Genomic DNA, 18,333 nt, shown 5'->3' with positions numbered 1-18,333 from the left:
GCGGGGCTCCGGAATATTCTTCCGCCATGGGTGCCATGAATCGGACGCTCGACGCGGCCATGGTCGACCGGATCCTCACGCACGTCTCCTCCGAGGGCAAGACGAGGGAGATCCTCGCGCCGTTCACCGGCGAGGTCCTGGCCGAGGTCCCGATCTCCACCCCCGAGGACGTCCGCGCGGCGTACGCCAGGGCCAGGGCGGCACAGGAGGCCTGGGCGGCCCTGCCGGTCCGGGAGCGGATCAGGCCCTTCCTGCGGCTCCACGACGCGATGCTCGACCGCCGGCAGGAGCTGCTCGACATCGTGCAGTGGGAGACGGGCAAGGCACGGCGCCACGCGTACGAGGAAGTGGCCGACGTGGCGGGCTGCACCCTGTACTACGCACGGCGGGCGCCCGGGCTGCTGGAGCCGCAGCGCAGGCAGGGCATCTTCCCGATCGCCACCCGTACGGCCGAGCTGCGCCACCCCAAGGGCGTGGTCGCGGTGATCAGCCCGTGGAACTACCCGCTGGCCCTCGGCGTCACCGACGTGGTCCCCGCCCTGATCGCGGGCAACGCGGTCGTGCACAAGCCCGACACCCAGACGCCGCTGTCCACGCTGTGGACGATCGACCTGCTGGCCGAGCTGGGCATGCCGCGCGACATCTGGCAGGTGGTGCTCGGCGACCCGGAGGACGTCGGAGACCCGCTGATCGACGGCGCCGACTACGTCGCGTTCACCGGCTCGACGCGCGGCGGGCGCAGGATCGCCGAGGAGGCGGCCAAGCGGCTCATCGGCTGCTCGCTGGAGCTCGGCGGCAAGAACCCGATGATCGTGCTCGACGACGCCGACCTCGACGTGGCCGCCCAGGGCGCGATCCGGGCCTGCTTCACCAACGCGGGCCAGCTGTGCATCTCGATCGAGCGCCTCTACGTGCACGAGGCGATCGCCGACGCCTTCCGCGACAAGTTCGTCCGGGCGGTGGAGAACATGAGGATCGGCCCCGGTCTCGACTGGGACGCGCAGATGGGCTCGCTCACGTCCCAGAGGCAGCTCGACGGGGTCGCATCCCACGTCGAGGACGCCGTCGCCAAGGGCGCCACGGTGCTGACGGGCGGCCGGCCGCGCCCCGACCTCGGCCCGTTCTTCTACGAGCCGACCGTGCTCGACGGCGTCGGCGAGGACATGGCCGTCTGCAGGGACGAGACGTTCGGGCCGGTCGTGTCGCTCTACCGCTTCAGGAACGAGGACGAGGCGGTCGACGCGGCCAACGACACCGCGTACGGGCTGAACGCCTCGATCTGGACCAGGGACGTCGCGCGGGGCCGCCGCCTCGCCGCCCGGATCAAGGCGGGCACGGTCAACATCAACGAGGGGTACGGCTCGGCGTACGCCTCCTATGACGCGCCGATGGGCGGGATGAAGTCGTCCGGGCTCGGCCGCCGCCACGGGACGGAGGGCCTGCTGAAGTACACGGAGGTCCAGACGGTGGCCAGCCAGGCCACGTGGCTGGGCTTCGAGCCGATCCTCGGCATGACCTACGACACGTACGCCGACACGCTCGCGGGGCTGCTCAAGACGATGAAGCGGCTGCACCTCAAGTAAGAAGGAAGGCGGGGCGTTGGACTACGACGTCGCGGTGATCGGGTCGGGGTTCGGCGGGAGCGTGACCGCGCTGCGGCTCACCGAGAAGGGCTATTCGGTCGGCGTCCTGGAGGCCGGCCGGCGGTTCGACGAGAAGACCCTGCCGAAGACCTCCTGGCGGGCCGGGGACTTCGTGTTCGCGCCCGCGCTCGGCCTCAAGGGCATCCAGCGCATCCACGTCCTACGCGGTTCCAACGGCGTGATGGTGCTGGCCGGAGCGGGGGTGGGCGGCGGCTCGCTCGTCTACGCCAACACCCTCTACGAGCCGCTCGACCCGTTCTTCCGCGATCCCCAGTGGGCGCACATCACCGACTGGAAGGCCGAGCTCGCGCCCTACTACGACCAGGCCAGGCGGATGCTCGGCGTGGTGGACAACCCGACGGTGACCGCCGCCGACGAGGTGATGAAGAAGGTCGCCGAGCGGATGGGCGTCGGCGACACCTTCCACCTCGCCCCGGTCGGGGTGTTCTTCGGCGAGCCCGGAGTGGAGGTCGACGACCCCTACTTCGGCGGCGCGGGGCCGCGCCGCCGCGGCTGCACCGAGTGCGGCGAATGCATGACCGGCTGCCGCCACGGCGCCAAGAACATGCTGATCAAGAACTACCTCTACCTGGCCGAGAAGGCCGGGGCGAAGGTCCATCCGGAGACCACCGTGACCGGTGTGCGGCCCATCGAGGGCGGCTACGAGCTCACGGTGAAGCGCACCGGGCCGTTCGGCCCCACCCGCACGCTGACCGCCGGGCAGGTGGTCTTCGCCGCCGGGACGTATGGCACGCAGCACCTGCTCCACCGGCTCAGGGCGACCACGCTGCCCCGGATCTCGCCTCGTCTCGGCGCTCTGACCAGGACGAACTCCGAGGCCCTGCTCGGCTTCGAACGCCTCACCGCCAAGGGCGCCAAACTCAACCGGGGCGTGGCGATCACCTCCTCGATCCATCCGGACGCCGAGACGCACATCGAGCCGGTGCGGTACGGCGACGGCTCCAACGCCATGGGACTGCTGCGCACGCTGCTTGTGGACGGCGGCGGGCGGGCCCCGCGCTGGCTGAAGTTCCTCGGCGCGGCGCTGCGGCGGCCCCATCTGCTGCCCCGGCTGTTGAACCACCGCAGGTGGTCGGAGCGCACGGTCATCGCCCTGGTCATGCAGGCCAAGGACAACTCGATCACGCTCTCGCTGAAGGGCGGGAAACTGCGGGCGGGGCCGGGCCACGGTGAGCCGAACCCCACCTGGATCCCCGCCGGGCACGAGGCCGTCCGCCTGGCCGCCGAGGAGATCGGCGGCCTTCCCGGCGGCTCCTGGCTCGACCTGTTCGACATCCCGGCGACCGCGCACTTCCTCGGCGGCTGCGCGATCGGAGACTCGCCCGAGACCGGGGTGATCGACCCCTACCACCGCGTCTACGGCTATGAGGGCCTGCACATCGTGGACGGCTCGGCCGTGTCGGCCAACCTCGGCGTGAACCCCTCGCTCACGATCACGGCCCAGGCCGAGCGCGCGATGGCGCTGTGGCCGAACAAGGGCGAGCCGGACCCGCGCCCCGCCCCCGGCTCCGCGTACGTGCGGCTCGGGCCGGTCGCGCCCGTGCGGCCGGTCGTCCCCGCGTCGGCGCCGGGCGCGCTGCGCCTGCCGATCGTGGAGATCACGTCAGGGGGGACGGCAGCGGACGGCGGTGCACCACGTCGAGACGGGACACCGCGCGGGTGAGCGCCACGTAGAGCCTGCCCAGCCCGCGCTCCTCGGCCGCGACGATCTCGGCGGGCTCGGCCAGCACGACGTGGTCGTACTCCAGGCCCTTGCACAGGGTGGCGGGCACCACGGAGATCCGTACGGACGGGTCGGGCGTGAGGCCGTCGGCGACGGTCAGGCCGGCGTCCGTGAGCGCGGCGCGCAGGCGGCCGGACGAGGCGTCGGCGGCGATGACGCCGATCGAGCCCTCGTGGTCGAGCGCCTCGCACGCCGCCGTCACGACCGCCAGGTCGTCCCCGCGCAGCACGCGCAGCCGTCCGTCGCGCCGGAAGGAGCGGGAGGGCGGCACGTTCACCGCGAGCTCCGCCAGCAGGCGGTTGGCGAGCTCGACGACGGCGGCGGGCGTGCGGAAGCCGGTGGTGAGCGTGATGACCTTGGCGTCCGGCTTGCCCAGGTGCGCCATCTGCTCGCCCCAGTCGCGGGCGGCCCACGGAGTCGTGCCCTGCGCCAGGTCGCCGAGCACGGTGAGCGAGCCGTGCTCGCTGCGCCGGGCGACGGCCCTGCACTGCATCGGCGACAGGTCCTGCGCCTCGTCGACGATCACATGGCCCCAGCCTCGCTGACGCTCGATCAGGCCGGCGAGCTCGTCGAGCAGGGTCAGATCGGCGGTCGTCCAGGCGGCGCTCCGGTGCGTGCGCGGCGGTCTCGTCCAGGTGATCGCCGCCCGTTCGACCGCCGTGAGCACGCCCTCGGCGGCCTCCGAGGGATCGCGGAGCACCTCGAACAGCACCTCCTCGGGGCGTACGGCCGGCCAGAAGGCGTCCACGGCGGAGGCGACGGCCCGGGTGGTCCGGCGCGTCCACGCCGTGTCGATCGTCCGGCCGCGGGCCTCCGCCCGGCTCCGCACGAGTGACACCACGCGGGCGAGGACGCGTTCACGTCCCACGCCGTACGGCATCGCCTCGCGCCGGGTCTCCTCGACCACCCGGTGCAGTTCGTCCTCGGAGACGCGCCAGCGGGAGGAGCCGTCGGCCACGGCGAGCGGCTCGGCGGGCTCGCGGACGCGCCGGTGGAGCGCCCTGCGCAGCACCTCGGCCATGCGCACGTCGTGCTTGACCACGGCGGCGTCCGTGCTGTCGGTCCCCTTGACCGGGACCCGGGCGAGGAGCGCGTCCAGCGTGGTCTGCTCGACGTCGACCTCGCCCAGGGCCGGCAGCACCGCGGAGATGTAGCCGAGGAAGGCCCGGTTGGGGCCGAGCACGAGCACACCGCCGCGCGACAGCCGCCGGCGGTGGGCGTAGAGCAGGTAGGCGGCGCGGTGCAGGCCGACGGCGGTCTTGCCGGTGCCCGGCCCGCCCTGCACGCACAGGGAGTCATCCAGGTCGGCGCGGACCAGGTCGTCCTGCTCCGGCTGGATGGTGGCGACGATGTCGCGCATCGGCCCGACCCGGGGGCGTTCGATCTCGGCCGTCAGGATCCGGCCGGCACCGCCGGGATTCACGCCGAGGTCCGGGCCGCGGTCGAGGTGTTCGTCCTCGAAGCCGGTCAGCTCGCCGCTGGCCCAGCCGAAGCGTCGCCGTACGGCGACGCCCTGCGGGTCCCGGGCCGACGCCTGGTAGAAGGTCCGGGAGACCGGCGCCCGCCAGTCGATCACCAGAGGCTGGGCGCCGCCGTCGGCGGAGATGTGGCGGCGACCGATGTGGTAGCGCCGCCCGGTGTGCTCGCCCGCGCCGGATTCAGGTGGGCCGAAGTCGAGGCGCCCGAAGAACGGCGGCCCTCCGTCGTCCTCGCCGAGCTCCTTCGCCAGGCTCTTGAGGTGGCGGCCCAGCCGTTCGGCGCTGTAGCGGTCGCCCGCCACGGTCTCCCCGACGATCACGTTGTGCCGGGCGCCGTCCAGCATCCGGCGCAGGCCCTCCCTGCAGCGTTCGACGTACGCCTGCTCCTCCTCCAGCGGGATCATCCGGCGTCTCCTTCCGCGCATCAAAAAGCAACCCGGTTAAAAATACAACCGAGTTAAGCATTGCGCGCACCCCTGCTAGCCTGTGCGCATGGTCGAGGGGCTGCGGACGCGGAAGAAGGAGCGAACCCGCCGGGCCCTCTCCGACGTGGCGATCGCGATGTTCCTCGAGCACGGCTTCGACCGGGTGGGCGTGGCCGAGATCGCCGCCGCGGCGGAGGTGTCCAAGCCCACGCTGTTCCGGTATTTCTCCTCCAAGGAGGACCTGGTCCTGCACCGCGTCGCCGACCACAGGGCTGAGGCCGCGGCCGTGGTGCGCGCCCGCCCGGCCGGGCGGACCCCGCTCGACGCGCTGCACGACGCGTTCCTGGCCGGGCTCGACGCCCGCGAGCCGACCACCGGCCTGTGCGACGACCCGGAGGTGATGGCCTACCACCGCCTCGTGTTCGACACGCCCAGCCTGGCGGCCCGCCTGGTCGAGTACGGCGCGGCGCAGACGGAGTCGCTGGCGCAGGCGATGAGCGAGGCGGCGGACGCCGCGCCCCGCGCTCCTGGAAGCACGTCCCGTCCCGTGCCGCATCTGACGTCGCGCCTGGTGGCCGCGCAGTACGTCGCCGTCCGGCAGATCCTGGCCAGGGACAACTGGGCGGCGCTCGCGTCCGGCCGGACGGTCGCCGAGGTGCACCGCGAGGCCGTCGCCGCCGCCGGCACCGCCTTCGAACTGCTACGGCACGGCGCGCAGGCGCACGGTCTGTGACCCATCGCCAAGATCGCTGAGGCGGTTTACGCTCGACGGGTGCAGACCGAGGGGCCCAGCAGGACCGCGCTCCACACGGCGGCGGCACGTGCCGCGCACCTGATCGTCGACGGGGAGCCGGTCGTCTTCCGCGATCCGTTCGCGTACGCCCTGCTCGGCGAGTGCGCCGAGGACTACGTGCGCCCGCACCGCGAGATGGCGGACCACCCCGTCCTCGCCGGGCTGCGCGCGGCCGTCGTCACCCGGGGCCGCTACACCGAGGACCGTCTGGCCGGCGCCGTACGCCGGGGCGTCCGCCAGTACGTGATCCTCGGCGCGGGGCTGGACACCTACGCCTGCCGGTCGGCCTCCGGGCCCGTGGAGGTCTTCGAGGTGGACCACCCGGGCACCCAGCGCTGGAAACGGGAGGCGATGGCACGCGCGGGCCTCCCGGAGCCGCCCCGCCTCACCTACGTCCCCGCGGACATGGAGACCGGGGAGTGCCCCGTCGACCGGCTGGTCGCGCACGGGTTCGACCTCGCCCGGCCCGCGTTCGCGAGCTGGCTCGGCGTGACCGTCTATCTCACCCGGGAGGCCGTCGCGCGTACGCTGGCCGGGCTCGGCCGCCTCGCCCCCGGCAGCGAGATCGTCATGGACCACCTGCTGCCCGAGGCGCTGCGCGGCCCGCGTGCCAAGGCGTACGCGGAGACCCTGATGCCGCTGGTGGCGGAGGGCGGCGAGCCCTGGCTGACGTTCCTGAGCCCGCGAGAGGCGGCGGACCTGCTGGAGGAGCACGGCTTCGAGGTGGTCGAGCAGGTGCCGGAGGGCGACGCCGCCGGCCCCGCCCTCCGGGAGCGCACGGACGCCCTGGCCGGCAGCGAGATCTCCGTGATCACGCACGCCCGCCGGAGGGCCTGACCGATTCAGTCCCCGGCGCCGGGTGCGTGCAGGGCCTCGCGGCAGGTGTTGTCCCGGACCACGGCGAGCAGCGCGCAGAGCGTCTTCACCTCTTCCGGGGTCAGGCCGCGCGCCAGCCTCCGGTGGATCTCCTCCTCGACGCGGCGCAGCCTCGGCTGCAGGGCGTCGCCCTTCGGCGTCGTGCTCACGATGCTGAGGCGCCGGTTCGCGGGGTAGGGCGAGCGGCTCACCAGGCCGCTGCGCTCCAGGCGCTGGAGGCTCTTGGTCATCGTGGACATGTCGATGCCCAGCTTCGCCGCGAGCTTGTTCTGGAACTGCGGGCCGTGCGCCCACAGTGCGTTGAGCACGCGGTCCTGACCCGGATAGAGATCGATCTCCGCCAGCAAAGCGGCCAGCAGGACCCGGTGGCCCCGCGAGGCCGTGGCCATCAGGCAGCCCAGCGAGTCCTCGTCGTCTCCGGGCAGCGTGGGGCATGCCGGGGCGTCCTGGGCCGGCGACTCCACCCTCTCCACCATGGGGACCTCCTCACCCCGATCATCGTACCCCCCACATATTGGTCGGCCAAGTTATGAGCGCCATCGGTCGCGGGCACGTCCGGGCGGGCAGCGTCACCGCGCCGATAGACTGGCGTTACCGCCTCGCTGCCTTCATGGGGGTCCTTTCCAGTGTCTGAGTTCGACACGGTCCTTGTCGTGGACTTCGGCGCGCAGTACGCGCAGCTGATCGCGCGACGGGTGCGTGAGTGCCACGTCTACTCCGAGATCGTCCCGTCGTCGATGCCGGTGTCGGAGATGCTGGCCAGGAAGCCCAAGGCGATCATCCTGTCCGGCGGCCCTTCGTCGGTGTACGCGGAGGGCGCCCCACCGGTTCCCGACGGCCTGTTCGAGACCGGGGTGCCGACCTTCGGCATCTGCTACGGCTTCCAGGCCATGGCCCGGGCGCTCGGAGGCGAGGTCGCCAGGACCGACTCCGCCGAGTTCGGCGGGACCGCGCTCAAGGTCCTCCAGGAGGGCCTGCTGTTCGCCGGCCTGCCCGTCGCGCAGACCGTCTGGATGTCCCACGGCGACTCCGTGGTCGGCGCCCCCGCCGGGTTCGCCGTCACCGCGGCCACCGACGCCACCCCCGTCGCCGCGATGGAGGACCCCTCGCGCGGCCTGTACGGCGTGCAGTTCCACCCCGAGGTGCTCCACTCCGAGCACGGGCAGCAGGTGCTCAAGCACTTCCTCGAGGCGGCCGGCTGCCGCCCCTCGTGGACCATGCTCAACATCGTCGAGGACGCCGTGGAGGCCGTGCGCGCCCAGGTGGGCGACGGCCGCGCGATCTGCGCGCTGTCGGGCGGCGTCGACTCCGCCGTCGCCGCCGCGATCGTCCAGCGGGCCATCGGCGACCGGCTGACCTGCGTCTTCGTCGACCACGGACTGCTGCGCAAGGGCGAGGCCGAGCAGGTCGAGCGCGACTTCGTCGAGGTGACCGGCGTGAAGCTGCGCGTCGTGGACGCCTCGGAGCGCTTCCTCAAGGCGCTGTCGGGTGTCACCGACCCGGAGGAGAAGCGCAAGATCATCGGCCGCGAGTTCATCCGGGTCTTCGAGGACGAGCAGCGCGCGATCCTCGCCGACGGGCCGGTGGACTTCCTCGTGCAGGGCACGCTCTACCCCGACGTGGTCGAGTCGGGCGGCGGCACCGGCACCGCGAACATCAAGTCGCACCACAACGTGGGCGGGCTGCCGGAGGACCTCAAGTTCGACCTGGTCGAGCCGCTGCGCACGCTGTTCAAGGACGAGGTGCGGCGGGCCGGCGAGGAGCTGGGCCTGCCCGCGGCGATGGTCTGGCGCCAGCCGTTCCCCGGGCCCGGCCTCGGCATCCGGATCATCGGCGAGGTCACCCGCGAGCGCCTCGACCTGCTGCGCGAGGCCGACGCCATCGCCCGCGAGGAGCTCACCCACGCCGGTCTCGACCGCGACATCTGGCAGTGCCCGGTCGTGCTGCTCGCCGACGTCCGCTCGGTCGGCGTCCAGGGCGACGGCCGCACCTACGGCCACCCCGTCGTCCTGCGGCCGGTGACCTCCGAGGACGCCATGACCGCCGACTGGGCGCGGGTGCCTTACGACGTGCTGTCGCGCATCTCCACCCGGATCACCAACGAGGTCCGCGAGATCAACCGGGTGGTCCTCGACGTGACGAGCAAGCCGCCGGGCACCATCGAGTGGGAGTGACCGCGGATCGCTGACCGCGGATCACTGAGCGGGGATCACTGAGCGGGGATCACTGAGCGGGGATCAAACGAGTCGGGATCAATCGGTGTGATCCCGGCCGTGCCGGATAGAGTGACGCGGTGTGATTGCCACTCACCCCGTCACCGATCGGTCAGGTGCGAAGGTCACCAGGCTCGCGTGGCTCGACGCCCTGCGGGGGATCGGCGCGATGGCGGTGGTCGCCGAGCACGCGCTGCCCTGGCTCATGCCGTCGCTGCGCCCCTACTGGTTCAGCCTCGGCATGTACGGCGTGCTGGTCTTCTTCCTGGTCAGCGGGTACATCATCCCCGCGTCCCTGGAGAAGAGGGGTGACGTCGGAGCGTTCTGGGTCAGCCGGGTGTTCCGGCTGTACCCGCTCTACCTGCTGGTGATCGCCCTCGTGCTCGTCATGGCGTTCTGGGTTCCGGTGCGCCAGGAGGTGCCCCGGCACCCGTCGGCCGTGGCCGCGCACGTGAGCATGCTGCTCGACGTCGTCCACACCGGCGCCTTGGCCGACCCGATGTGGACGCTGTCGTACGAGATGGTGTTCTACCTGCTGGTGACCGCGCTGTTCGTGGGCGGGGCGCATCGGCGCAGCGGGACGCTGGCGATCGCCTTCGGCGTCGTGGCGGTCGCCGCCGGGCTGGTGCTGTCGGCGCCGCTGCTGCCGGGGCCGTGGCCCGCCATCGCCGCCTGCGTGCTGTTCGTCGCGGGCCTGGCCTGCCTGATCACCGGCCGGTTCCGCACGGTCGCGGCGTACGCGCTGGGTCTGATGGCGCTCGTGCTGCTCGTGTTCGGCAGCTTCGTGCCGTGGTTCGGGGCGGCCATCCTCGCGGTGATGTTCACGGGGACGGCCCTGTACCGCTGGGAGCGCGGCACGGGCGGGCTCGGCCCGGTCGTGGCGGCGGCCGCCCTGGTGGCCGCCGCGCCGGTGTGGTCGATCCAGGCGGGCTGGTGGTGGGTGCAGCCCGACGTGTGGATCACCACGATCGTCCTCGCCGGCGGGACGTTCGCGCTCGGCATGGCGCTGCGCGGGCGGCGCGTCCCCGGCGTGCTGACCTGGCTCGGCCTGATCAGCTACTCGGTCTACCTGGTGCACCACCCGCTGCTCAAGTATCTGAACGCGCTCGCCGGCGACATCCGGTCGCTCACGCCGACCGGCCAGGTGGCCGTCGGGCTCGGCTATCTCGTGGCGCTGCTCACGCTGAGCTGGCTCACCTACCGCTTCGTGGAGGCGCCGGCCCAGGCGCTGGGCCGCAGGATCAGTGGACGTCGGTCGTCGTCCCCAAGCCGCCCGACCGGTCGGGATATACCTGTCCCGGGGTGAGCTCCTGGCCCTCGAGCAGGGTGGACACCGTCACGAAGCTGTAACCCTCCGCGGTCAGCGTCTCGAGCACCTCGGGCATCGACTGCACGGTCTGCTTGACGGTCTCGTGCATCAGCACGACCTCGCCCTCCCCGGCCACGTCCAGGGCCCGGTTGGTGAGAAGGTCCACATGCCGGTAGTCCTTGATGTAGTCCTTCGTGGCGGTCGTGCCGGGCACCTGGATGAGCCCGAACTTGGCGGTGATCTCCTCCACACCGCCGTTGCGCAGCCCGCCGGGCGCGCGGAAGAGCTTGGGCGCCTTCCCCGTCGTCTTCTGGATCAGCCGCTGGGTGTCGCCGATCTTCTTGTTGATCTGGGCGTACGTGAGGTCGGTCAGATAGCTGGCGTCCCACGAGTGGTTGCCGATCTCGTGGCCCGCCTTGGCGATCTGCTGAGCGAGCTTCGGGTGCTTCTTCACCTCCGTGCCGATGAGAAAGAACGTCGCCTTCGCCTTGTGGGCGGCGAGGGTCTTCAGCAGGGTCTGCAGGTATGGCCCCGGACCGTCGTCGAAGGTCAGGGCGATGCATTTGTGGGTCGCGCAGTACGGTTCATCGGTCCCGCGAGCCTGCGCAGGGGTGGCGGCGGCCGCGGCGAGGGCGCACGCGACGGCCAGAGGGATCAGACGGCGTACAGCCATGGGGTACTCCTCGGGGGGATCTATAACGCGGCATCGTAACGTGCCAGGCGGCACTTCCTCCTCTTCAGTCCGGTTTCGTATCGACCGGAAACCTCCGTCCACCTGGGACGGAGGCCGATTAAACCTTCGGCCAAGGAAGGGGCTAAGGCTGCTCCCTCGCGAGTGGGGTTCGCGATGCTGGGCCGGTCGGAAGAGGAACCGGGCAGCATGAGGAGGGCGGGTGACGCGAACCGCCACCCGGTCGGCGTGGGGGACGTGGATCGGGTTCGAGTCCTGCCCCACGTTGCTCGGCCGCCTCGTCGAGGGCTTCGCCGGTCCCTGGACCCCACTGCAGGACGTTCCCGTCCCCGATCTCACGATCGTTCCGGGCGGCGACGCGGACGCGGGCCGGGACATGAGCCAGGGCGCGGAGGCCGTCGGCGCCCTCCCGGGCCGGGCACGAGACGCGGCCGGCCTGATCGGATGCGTCGTGCTCGCCGCGCGGTCCCCGGCCGACCTGCGCAGGGCGGTGCCGCTGCGCGGCCTGCTGCCCACGGCGACGCGGGTGCGGATCTCCGTCGCCGACGTGCCGTCCTGGGCCGCCCAGCCGCTGCCGGTCGCCGCGCCGGGTTCCTGCTGGCGGCACCTGACCGAGATGCGGGTCGTACGGCGGGGCCGCGGCTGGCACCTGGACGCCGCCTTCACCGAGCCGGTGCCGGCCGGTGACGTCGTGGCGCACGTCGCGCGCGGCCTGTTCGGCGGATGCGAGGCGACCACTCCCGTGGCGGGGCTGGAGGGCGGCGGCACGGCCGACTGGCGGCCCGGCGATCCCAACGTGACGTTGTCGCCGCCCGGAGTGCCCGTGCCGGACCGCCGCGACGCCCCGGGCTGCGACCTGCGGCTGCGCCGGGCGGAGGTTGACGGTCCGGTGGTTGATGACCCGGTGGTTGATGACCCGGTGGTTGATGTCATGCTGCCGCCGCCGCTGGACGAGGCCGTGGTCAACCCCATCGGGTTCCGCCAGCATCCCTCGGAGGGGATGGCGGCGCTCGCCGCGCATCGGGACGGGTTCGTCGTCACCCGCAACGGGGACAGGCTCGTACGGCTCCCGCCAGGCGGGCGGGTCACGGATGTGGACGTCGCCCGGCTGCGGGACGTGCGCGGGATCGAGGTGCCCGCGTTCGACGGGCGGGCGAGTGAGGTCGCCCGCGTCGTGGCCGCCTTCTCGGCCGCCGGGATCCCGGTGCTCGCCGCACCCGATCCCGCCCGCGACCGCGCGCTGGGCCCCACCCTCGCCGCCGCGCTCGCCGCCGTGACCGGCGAGGCGCTCGCGTCCGACCTGCGCCGCGAGGAGATGAGCGTCCGGCTGCGCAGGGCCGCGCTGCGCGAGCACGGGGCCGCCGCCCGCTGGCGGCGCCTCGCGCTGGCCGCCGGCCTGCCGGTGCCGCCGCAGCCGCGGGTGTCGATCCTGCTGTGCACGCGCCGCCCGGAGATGGTGCCGTTCGCGGTCGAGCAGATGGAGCGCCAGCGCGGCGTGACCGCCGAGCTGATCGTGGGGCTTCACGGCTTCACCTCGCGGGAGGCGGCGATCCCCCGCACGCGGCTGCCGGTCACCGTGATCGAGGCCCCCGCCGCGACGCCGTTCGGGGAGGTCCTGAACCGGATGGCGGCCGTCGCCTCCGGGTCGTACCTCGCCAAGGTGGACGACGACGACTGGTACGGGCCCGACCACCTCGCCGACCTCCTGCTCGCCCGGCGCTACAGCGGGGCCGACCTCGTCGGGTCGGCCGCGGAGTTCGTCTACCTGGAGCCGCTCGACGTGACGATCAGGAGGTGCATCGGCACCGAGCGGTTCGCGCCGCTGGTGGCCGGGGGCACGATGCTGGTCACCCGGGCGGCGTTCGAGGCGGCCGGCGGCTTCCGGCCCCTGGCGAGGACCGTGGACGGCCAGCTGCTGCAGGCGGTGGAGGCTGTCGGCGGCCGGATCTACCGCACCCACGGCCTCGGCTACGTGCTGCGCCGCCGCAGCGCGTACGGCCACACCTGGCGCCAGCCCGTGCAGTCGTTCCTCGCGTCCTATCAGGAGCAGTGGCGCGGGCTGGTCTTCAACGAACTGATGGAGGACGGTGCCCGATGGCGGGCGAAGGTGAGGACGTGACGGGGGCTGCGCGCATCCCGCTCAACGACTACGGGGTGCTCGGAAAGCCGCCCGCGCCGGGGGAGTGGATCCCCACGCTCACGGTGAGCGTGGTGATCCCCGCCTACCGCGCGGAGCGCACGCTGCCGCTGACGCTGGCCAGCCTGGCCCGGCAGACCTACCCGGCCCACCTCATGGAGGTCGTGGTGGTGGACGACGGCGAGCGGCCCATGGAGCCGCCGCCCGAGTCGTCGGCCGGGCCGCTGCCGGAGCGGCTGCGGGTGGTCCGCCCGCGCGGCGGGGCGTGGGGGAGGGCGAGCGCCTGCGCGGCGGGGGCGGCGGCGGCCGAGGGCGAGGTGATCCTCTACCTGGACGCCGACCTCGTGCTGTTCCCCGAGCACGTGGAGGCCCAGATGCGCTGGCACCACCTGGCCGACTACCTGGTCGTGCTCGGGCACCTGCGGTTCGTGCCCGGCCTCGACGAGGTCCCGGCGAGCGAGGTGCTCGCGGCCGTCGAGGCGGGCGCGGTGCCCAAGCTCTTCGCCGAGGAGGACGCCACGCCGCAGTGGACCGAGCGGCGCTGGGACCAGACCGACGACCTGCGTGCGGCCGGTTTCAGCGCGTTCTCCGTCATGGTCGGGGCCACCGCGTCGCTGCCGGCCCGCCTGCTGCGCGCCGCCGGAGGGCTGGACGCCTCGCTGGTCCTCGGCGAGGACACCGAGCTCGGCTACCGGCTGGCCCAGGCGGGGGCCGTGTTCGTGCCCGAGCGCCGCAGCCGGTGCTGGCACCTCGGCCGGTCCACCGTCATGCGCCGCGAGCCCGACGTGAAGCGGCACAACTGGCCCCACCTCGCCGAGCGCGTCCCGAGCTTCCGCTGGCTGCGCAGGCACCCCCACCGCACCTACCTCGTGCCGTACGTCGAGGTCGTGGTCGAGGTGGGGGACGCGTCGTACGAGGAGGTCAGGGCGACCGTCGACGCCGTGCTCGCAGGGCGGCTGCCCGACGTGCGGGTGACGGTCGTCGGGCCCTGGGGACGGCTCGGCGGCGGGCGGCGGGACCCGCTCGGCGACCCCTCGCTCGACCTGCGCCTGGTGCTCGCCTGCTATCAGGGTGAGCCGCGCGTGCGGTTCCGCGAGGCCGTGCCCGACGACTGCTTCCCCGTGCCGTTCCGCCTCCACTGCCCGCCGGGCTGGGTGCCGTCGCGCGGCGCCATCGGGTCGGTGGTCAAGCACGCCGACCGGCAGCGGCTCGGGATCGTCTCGCTCGCGCTGGACGAGCGCAGGGACGGCCGCGTCGTGCACGCCCGGCTGGAGCGCACCGCCGCGATGAGCCGCGCCCGCCGGTGCGCCGGGCCGGGGGACGACCTCGACGACCTGGTCCACGAGATGTACGGCACGGTCTGGGACGCGGGCGACAAATGGGGGTTCCTGCCCGCCGCTCTCGCCGCGACGACCGCCCCGCCGGTGCCCGGCCGCGCCTGGACGGACGCTCCCGGCGAGGCGGGAGAGCCCGGGGCCGCGCGGGCGCTCCGCCGTCCGGGGCCCCTGCCGCTGCGCCGCACCGCCCGGCTGCTCCGCAGGCGCCTGCGCGCGCTCGTGCGCCTGGCCTGAGCCGCGCGTGTTTCCGTCCGCCGCTTCGCCGACCTGAAGGAGCGCCCGTGCCCCGCCTCAGCCTGATCATCCCGATCTACGACGTGGAACCGTACCTCGCCGGCTGCCTGGCCTCGGTCGCCGCGCAGACCTGGCAGGACATCGAGGTCGTCATGGTCGACGACGGCTCGCCCGACGGCAGCGCCGAGATCGCCGCCGGCTTCGCGGCGCGCGACGGCCGGTTCCGGCTGGTCCGCCAGGCCAACGCGGGGCTCGGGGCGGCGCGCAACACGGGTGTGCGGCACGCGACCGGGGACTACCTGATGTTCCTCGACAGCGACGACCTGCTGCCGGCGCACGCCCTCGAATGCCTCCTGGCGTCCCTGGAACGGACGGGATCGGACCTCGCCACGGGCAACGTGCTGCGCCTCGACGGGCGCGGCGCGCGCCAGTCGGCCCTGCACCGGGCCATCTTCGCCGACGCCGCCGCGGCCACCCACATCACCCGGACCCACGCGCTCCTGCGCGACCGCCTGGTCACCAACAAGCTGTGGCGCCGCTCGTTCTGGGACGCCCACGGGTTCGCCTTCCCCGAAGGCGTGCTGTACGAGGACATCGCGGTGGCCCTGCGCGCCCACTTCCTGGCGCGGGCCGTGGACGTGCTGCCCGCGCCGGTCTACCTGTGGCGGCGGCGCGAGGGCGGCGGCCGCTCGATCACGCAGGACAAGACGCGGACCGCGCATCTGGAGGACCGGTTCGCCGCCGTCACCGAGGTCCGCCGTTTCCTCAGCGAGCACAACTTCACCGCGCACATCCACGCCTGGGACCACGCCGTGCTCGACGGCGACCTCACGAACTTCCTCGATGTGCTCGACCAGGCCTCCCCGGCGTTCCGGGAGCGCTTCCTCGACCTCGCCGGCCTTTACCTGGAGGACGTGGCGCCCCCCGTGCTCGACGGGCTGCCCGCGCTGCGGCGCCTCCAGTGGCATCTGGTGCGCCTGCGTCGCCTGGCCGACCTGCTGGAGGTCCTGGCCTGGGACCGGGAGGCGGCACCAGAGCGGCGGCTCGTGCGCAGAATGGGCGGCCACCACCTGAACGTGCCCGTCGTCCGCTCCGCCGACCGGGAGATCCCCGCCGCCGTGACCAGGGCCAGGGACGAACTCGTCCCGCGTCACCGCATCGACGCCGTCCGCTGGGAGGACGGCGTGCTCGTGGTGGAGGGACGCGCGGCCCCGCCGTTCCTGCGTCCCACCCGGCGGGTCCACCAGCAGGTCTTCGCCGCCCTCGTTCACGAGCGGACCGGGCGGCGCGTCCGGGTGCCGGCCTCGGTCACCAGGGCCCGGGTGTCCACGAGGTCGAAGGAACGCGACTGGGGCGGCTTCCGGCTCGCGATCGACCCCGCGGCGCTGGCCAGGCCGGGCCGGCTCGGGCGGTGGCACGTCGAGTTGCGCGTGCTCCACCGGGGCGTCCTGCGGCGCGGACGGCTGACCGACCCGTGCGCCGCCGCCTCGCTCGTCGAGCAGGCGGGGTATCGCGCCGTGGGCCCCGACCACTACGTCGCGCCGCTGCTCGGGGAGACCGGCGCCCTCGTGCTGCGGGCCGAGCGGGAGACCGCCCGGGTCGTCACCCGCGAGGTGCGGGACGGCCGACTGCGCCTGGTGGGCCACGTCGTCAACGACCTCGGCCCGAGCCCGGTGCTCCAGGTCACCCGGCGTCCCGGAGGCGTCCCCCGCACCTACCCCGTGAACGTCGACCGGCGTACGTTCGAGGTCGCCGTCGATCTGCGGGATCTGCTGCCCGCGTCCCGGACCTCGCCGATCGCCGTGCCGGCGGAGGTCGCCGCGCCCGAGACGTGGTGGGAGGTCGAGCTGCGGGCCGCCGACGGCACGGTGACGCCCGTGACTGTCGCCGAGGACGTGCCCACCGGCCGGTACGGCCTGGCCGGGCGGGAGATCGTCGTGTTCCGCGACCGCACCGGCGGCCTGGTGCTGCGGGACCAGCCCGTCGCGGCGTACGCCGACCTCGCCGAGTGGCTGCCCGCGCGCCGAGGGGGAGGCGGCGAGTTGCTCGTCGAGGGCGGCCTCGCGGTGCCGCACGAGTTGTCGGCGCTGGTGGTGGCCGCCCTCGGCCCCACCACCTCGGGGCGTGGGGAGTGGCTGCTGCCGATCGAGGGCGCGGGAACCCGCTTCCGGGCACGGGTGACGCCCGAGCAGGTCGGCTCGCCCGCCGGGCCGCTGCCGCTGCCGCGCGGCCGGTACGCCCTGGCGATCCGGGCACGCGCCGCCGGGGGAGAGTGGACGGACCTGCCGCTGGAGTTCGACACGGACGTGCCCGCGGCCCACCAGACGGCCCGCCGTACGTTCGGGATCGTCACGTCGGGCCCGGGCCGGGCCGTGCTGACCGTGAGCGGTGACCTGACCGCCGACGAGCGCGGCAAGAAGGCCCAGCGGGTGTTGCGCACGAGGACCTATCCCCAGATGAGGGACAGGCCGCTGCGGGACGCCGTCCTGTTCGACGGCGGCGCGGGCACCCGCTTCGGCGGCAGCCCGAGGGCGGTCTGCGAGGAACTGCGCCGCCGGGGGACCGACCTGCCGCTGCTGTGGAACGTGCGGGACGGCCAGGTCGCCCTGCCCGGCGACGTCGAACCGGTGCGCATGCTGGGACGGGAGCACTACGAGGCCCTCGCCCGGTGCCGCTACGTCGTCACCGACGCGCCGCTGCCGCCGTGGTTCGAGCGCAGGCCGGGCCAGGTGGTCGTGCAGACCTGGCAGGCGCCCGTGTACACCTCGAACGCCGCCGTCGGCCGGTGCGGAGCGGGTCAGTGGACCCATCTCGTCTCCGCGGGCCCGTGGTGGACGCCGCTGCTGCGGCGGGCGTCCGGCTTCGAGGGAGAGGCGCTGGAGACCGGCCTGCCGTGCGACGACCTGCTGACCGGTCCCGGCGCCCGGGAGCGAGCCGCCGAGGTGCGGCGCCGCCTGGGCCTGCCGGAGCGCGCCCGCGTCCTGCTGTACGTCGCGGGGGAGCACGACACGCTCGACGCCGGGCGCCTGGCGGCGGGGCTGACCGGCGACCACGTCCTGCTGGTCAGCCACCCCTCGGGGGCCGGGGCGGGCGGCGTCCGCCTGCGGGACGTCAGCGGCCATCCGGACCCGCACGAGTTGTACCTCGCCGCCGACATCCTGATCGCCGGGGACGTGCCGGCGGTGTTCGACTTCGCCGTGACGGGACGCCCCGTGCTCCTGCACGCCGGGCGGCCGCAGGACCTGTGGCTCCTGCCCGAGGCGCCCGGGCCGGTGCTGCACGGTGGCCTTGGGGGAGCGGCCGAGGTGCTCGACGCGCTCGCGCACCTCGACGAGGTCGCGGACAAGCACGGGGACGCGTACGCCGCGTTCCTGGCGAGGTATCGCCCGATGGCCGACGGGCAGGCCGCCCGCCGGGTGGTGGACGCCCTGTTCGGCTGACCGCGCCGGCAGG

The 18,333-nt window shown here is 73.6% G+C and carries 12 protein-coding genes; 9 read left to right on the top strand and 3 right to left on the bottom strand.

All coding sequences use genetic code 11. The features are described from left to right. Window positions 1-26 precede the first annotated feature (26 nt). Window positions 27-1,583 (top strand): succinic semialdehyde dehydrogenase, encoded by a 1,557-nt coding sequence (locus ACQEVJ_RS38740; protein ID WP_433109668.1) that lies wholly within the window; start codon window positions 27-29, stop codon window positions 1,581-1,583. Window positions 1,584-1,599: 16 nt separating this feature from the next. Continuing rightward, entirely contained in the window at window positions 1,600-3,327 is a 1,728-nt protein-coding gene (locus ACQEVJ_RS38735) for a GMC oxidoreductase (protein ID WP_433109667.1), read from the top strand. On the opposite strand, the gene ACQEVJ_RS38730 is transcribed toward ACQEVJ_RS38735, so the two are convergent. Then, window positions 3,263-5,269, bottom strand: coding sequence for a HelD family protein (locus ACQEVJ_RS38730; protein WP_433109666.1), 2,007 nt, complete (start codon window positions 5,267-5,269; stop codon window positions 3,263-3,265). The two genes, ACQEVJ_RS38735 and ACQEVJ_RS38730, sit on opposite strands and share 65 nt — an antisense overlap. Before the next feature lie 88 nt (window positions 5,270-5,357). Here ACQEVJ_RS38730 and ACQEVJ_RS38725 point away from each other — a divergent pair, with 88 nt between their 5' ends. Both ACQEVJ_RS38725 and ACQEVJ_RS38720 read left to right on the top strand, forming a co-directional pair. Then, complete coding sequence (locus ACQEVJ_RS38725; protein ID WP_433109665.1) at window positions 5,358-6,023, top strand: TetR/AcrR family transcriptional regulator; 666 nt, start codon at window positions 5,358-5,360, stop codon at window positions 6,021-6,023. A 39-nt stretch (window positions 6,024-6,062) separates the two neighbouring features. Next, a complete protein-coding gene (locus tag ACQEVJ_RS38720) occupies window positions 6,063-6,920 on the top strand; it encodes a class I SAM-dependent methyltransferase (protein WP_433109664.1) in 858 nt (285 codons plus the stop codon). 5 nt (window positions 6,921-6,925) lie between these two features. On the opposite strand, the gene ACQEVJ_RS38715 is transcribed toward ACQEVJ_RS38720, so the two are convergent. Then, entirely contained in the window at window positions 6,926-7,435 is a 510-nt protein-coding gene (locus ACQEVJ_RS38715; protein WP_433109663.1) for a MarR family winged helix-turn-helix transcriptional regulator, read from the bottom strand. Between the two features lie 150 nt (window positions 7,436-7,585). Here ACQEVJ_RS38715 and guaA point away from each other — a divergent pair, with 150 nt between their 5' ends. Together guaA and ACQEVJ_RS38705 are read left to right on the top strand one after the other, a co-directional pair. Continuing rightward, a complete protein-coding gene (guaA, locus tag ACQEVJ_RS38710) occupies window positions 7,586-9,133 on the top strand; it encodes a glutamine-hydrolyzing GMP synthase (protein ID WP_433109662.1) in 1,548 nt (515 codons plus the stop codon). Between the two features lie 121 nt (window positions 9,134-9,254). Beyond that, window positions 9,255-10,478 carry an acyltransferase family protein gene (locus tag ACQEVJ_RS38705; protein ID WP_433109661.1) on the top strand — a complete coding sequence of 408 codons (1,224 nt, stop codon included), beginning with the start codon at window positions 9,255-9,257 and terminating at the stop codon, window positions 10,476-10,478. Here ACQEVJ_RS38705 and ACQEVJ_RS38700 read toward each other — a convergent pair. Further along, window positions 10,414-11,154 carry a polysaccharide deacetylase family protein gene (locus ACQEVJ_RS38700; protein ID WP_433109660.1) on the bottom strand — a complete coding sequence of 247 codons (741 nt, stop codon included), beginning with the start codon at window positions 11,152-11,154 and terminating at the stop codon, window positions 10,414-10,416. The two genes, ACQEVJ_RS38705 and ACQEVJ_RS38700, sit on opposite strands and share 65 nt — an antisense overlap. Before the next feature lie 220 nt (window positions 11,155-11,374). On the opposite strand from ACQEVJ_RS38700, the gene ACQEVJ_RS38695 reads away from it, so the two are divergent. From ACQEVJ_RS38695 to ACQEVJ_RS38685, 3 genes are read left to right on the top strand one after another with little or no spacing between them, the layout of a single operon-like run. Then, complete coding sequence (locus ACQEVJ_RS38695; protein ID WP_433109659.1) at window positions 11,375-13,291, top strand: glycosyltransferase; 1,917 nt, start codon at window positions 11,375-11,377, stop codon at window positions 13,289-13,291. After that, the gene (locus tag ACQEVJ_RS38690) at window positions 13,288-14,880 is read left to right on the top strand and encodes a glycosyltransferase (RefSeq protein ID WP_433109658.1); all 1,593 of its coding nucleotides are present in this window, start codon (window positions 13,288-13,290) and stop codon (window positions 14,878-14,880) included. Before ACQEVJ_RS38695 ends, ACQEVJ_RS38690 begins: the two co-directional genes overlap by 4 nt. 47 nt (window positions 14,881-14,927) lie before the next feature. Continuing rightward, complete coding sequence (locus tag ACQEVJ_RS38685; RefSeq protein ID WP_433109657.1) at window positions 14,928-18,320, top strand: glycosyltransferase; 3,393 nt, start codon at window positions 14,928-14,930, stop codon at window positions 18,318-18,320. Window positions 18,321-18,333 lie beyond the last annotated feature (13 nt).

Source organism: Microbispora sp. CA-102843 (assembly GCF_050936215.1).
GTDB lineage: Bacteria > Actinomycetota > Actinomycetes > Streptosporangiales > Streptosporangiaceae > Microbispora.
The sequence above is the reverse complement of the archived record's forward strand: the minus strand, read 5'-3'. Positions and strand labels throughout refer to the sequence as shown.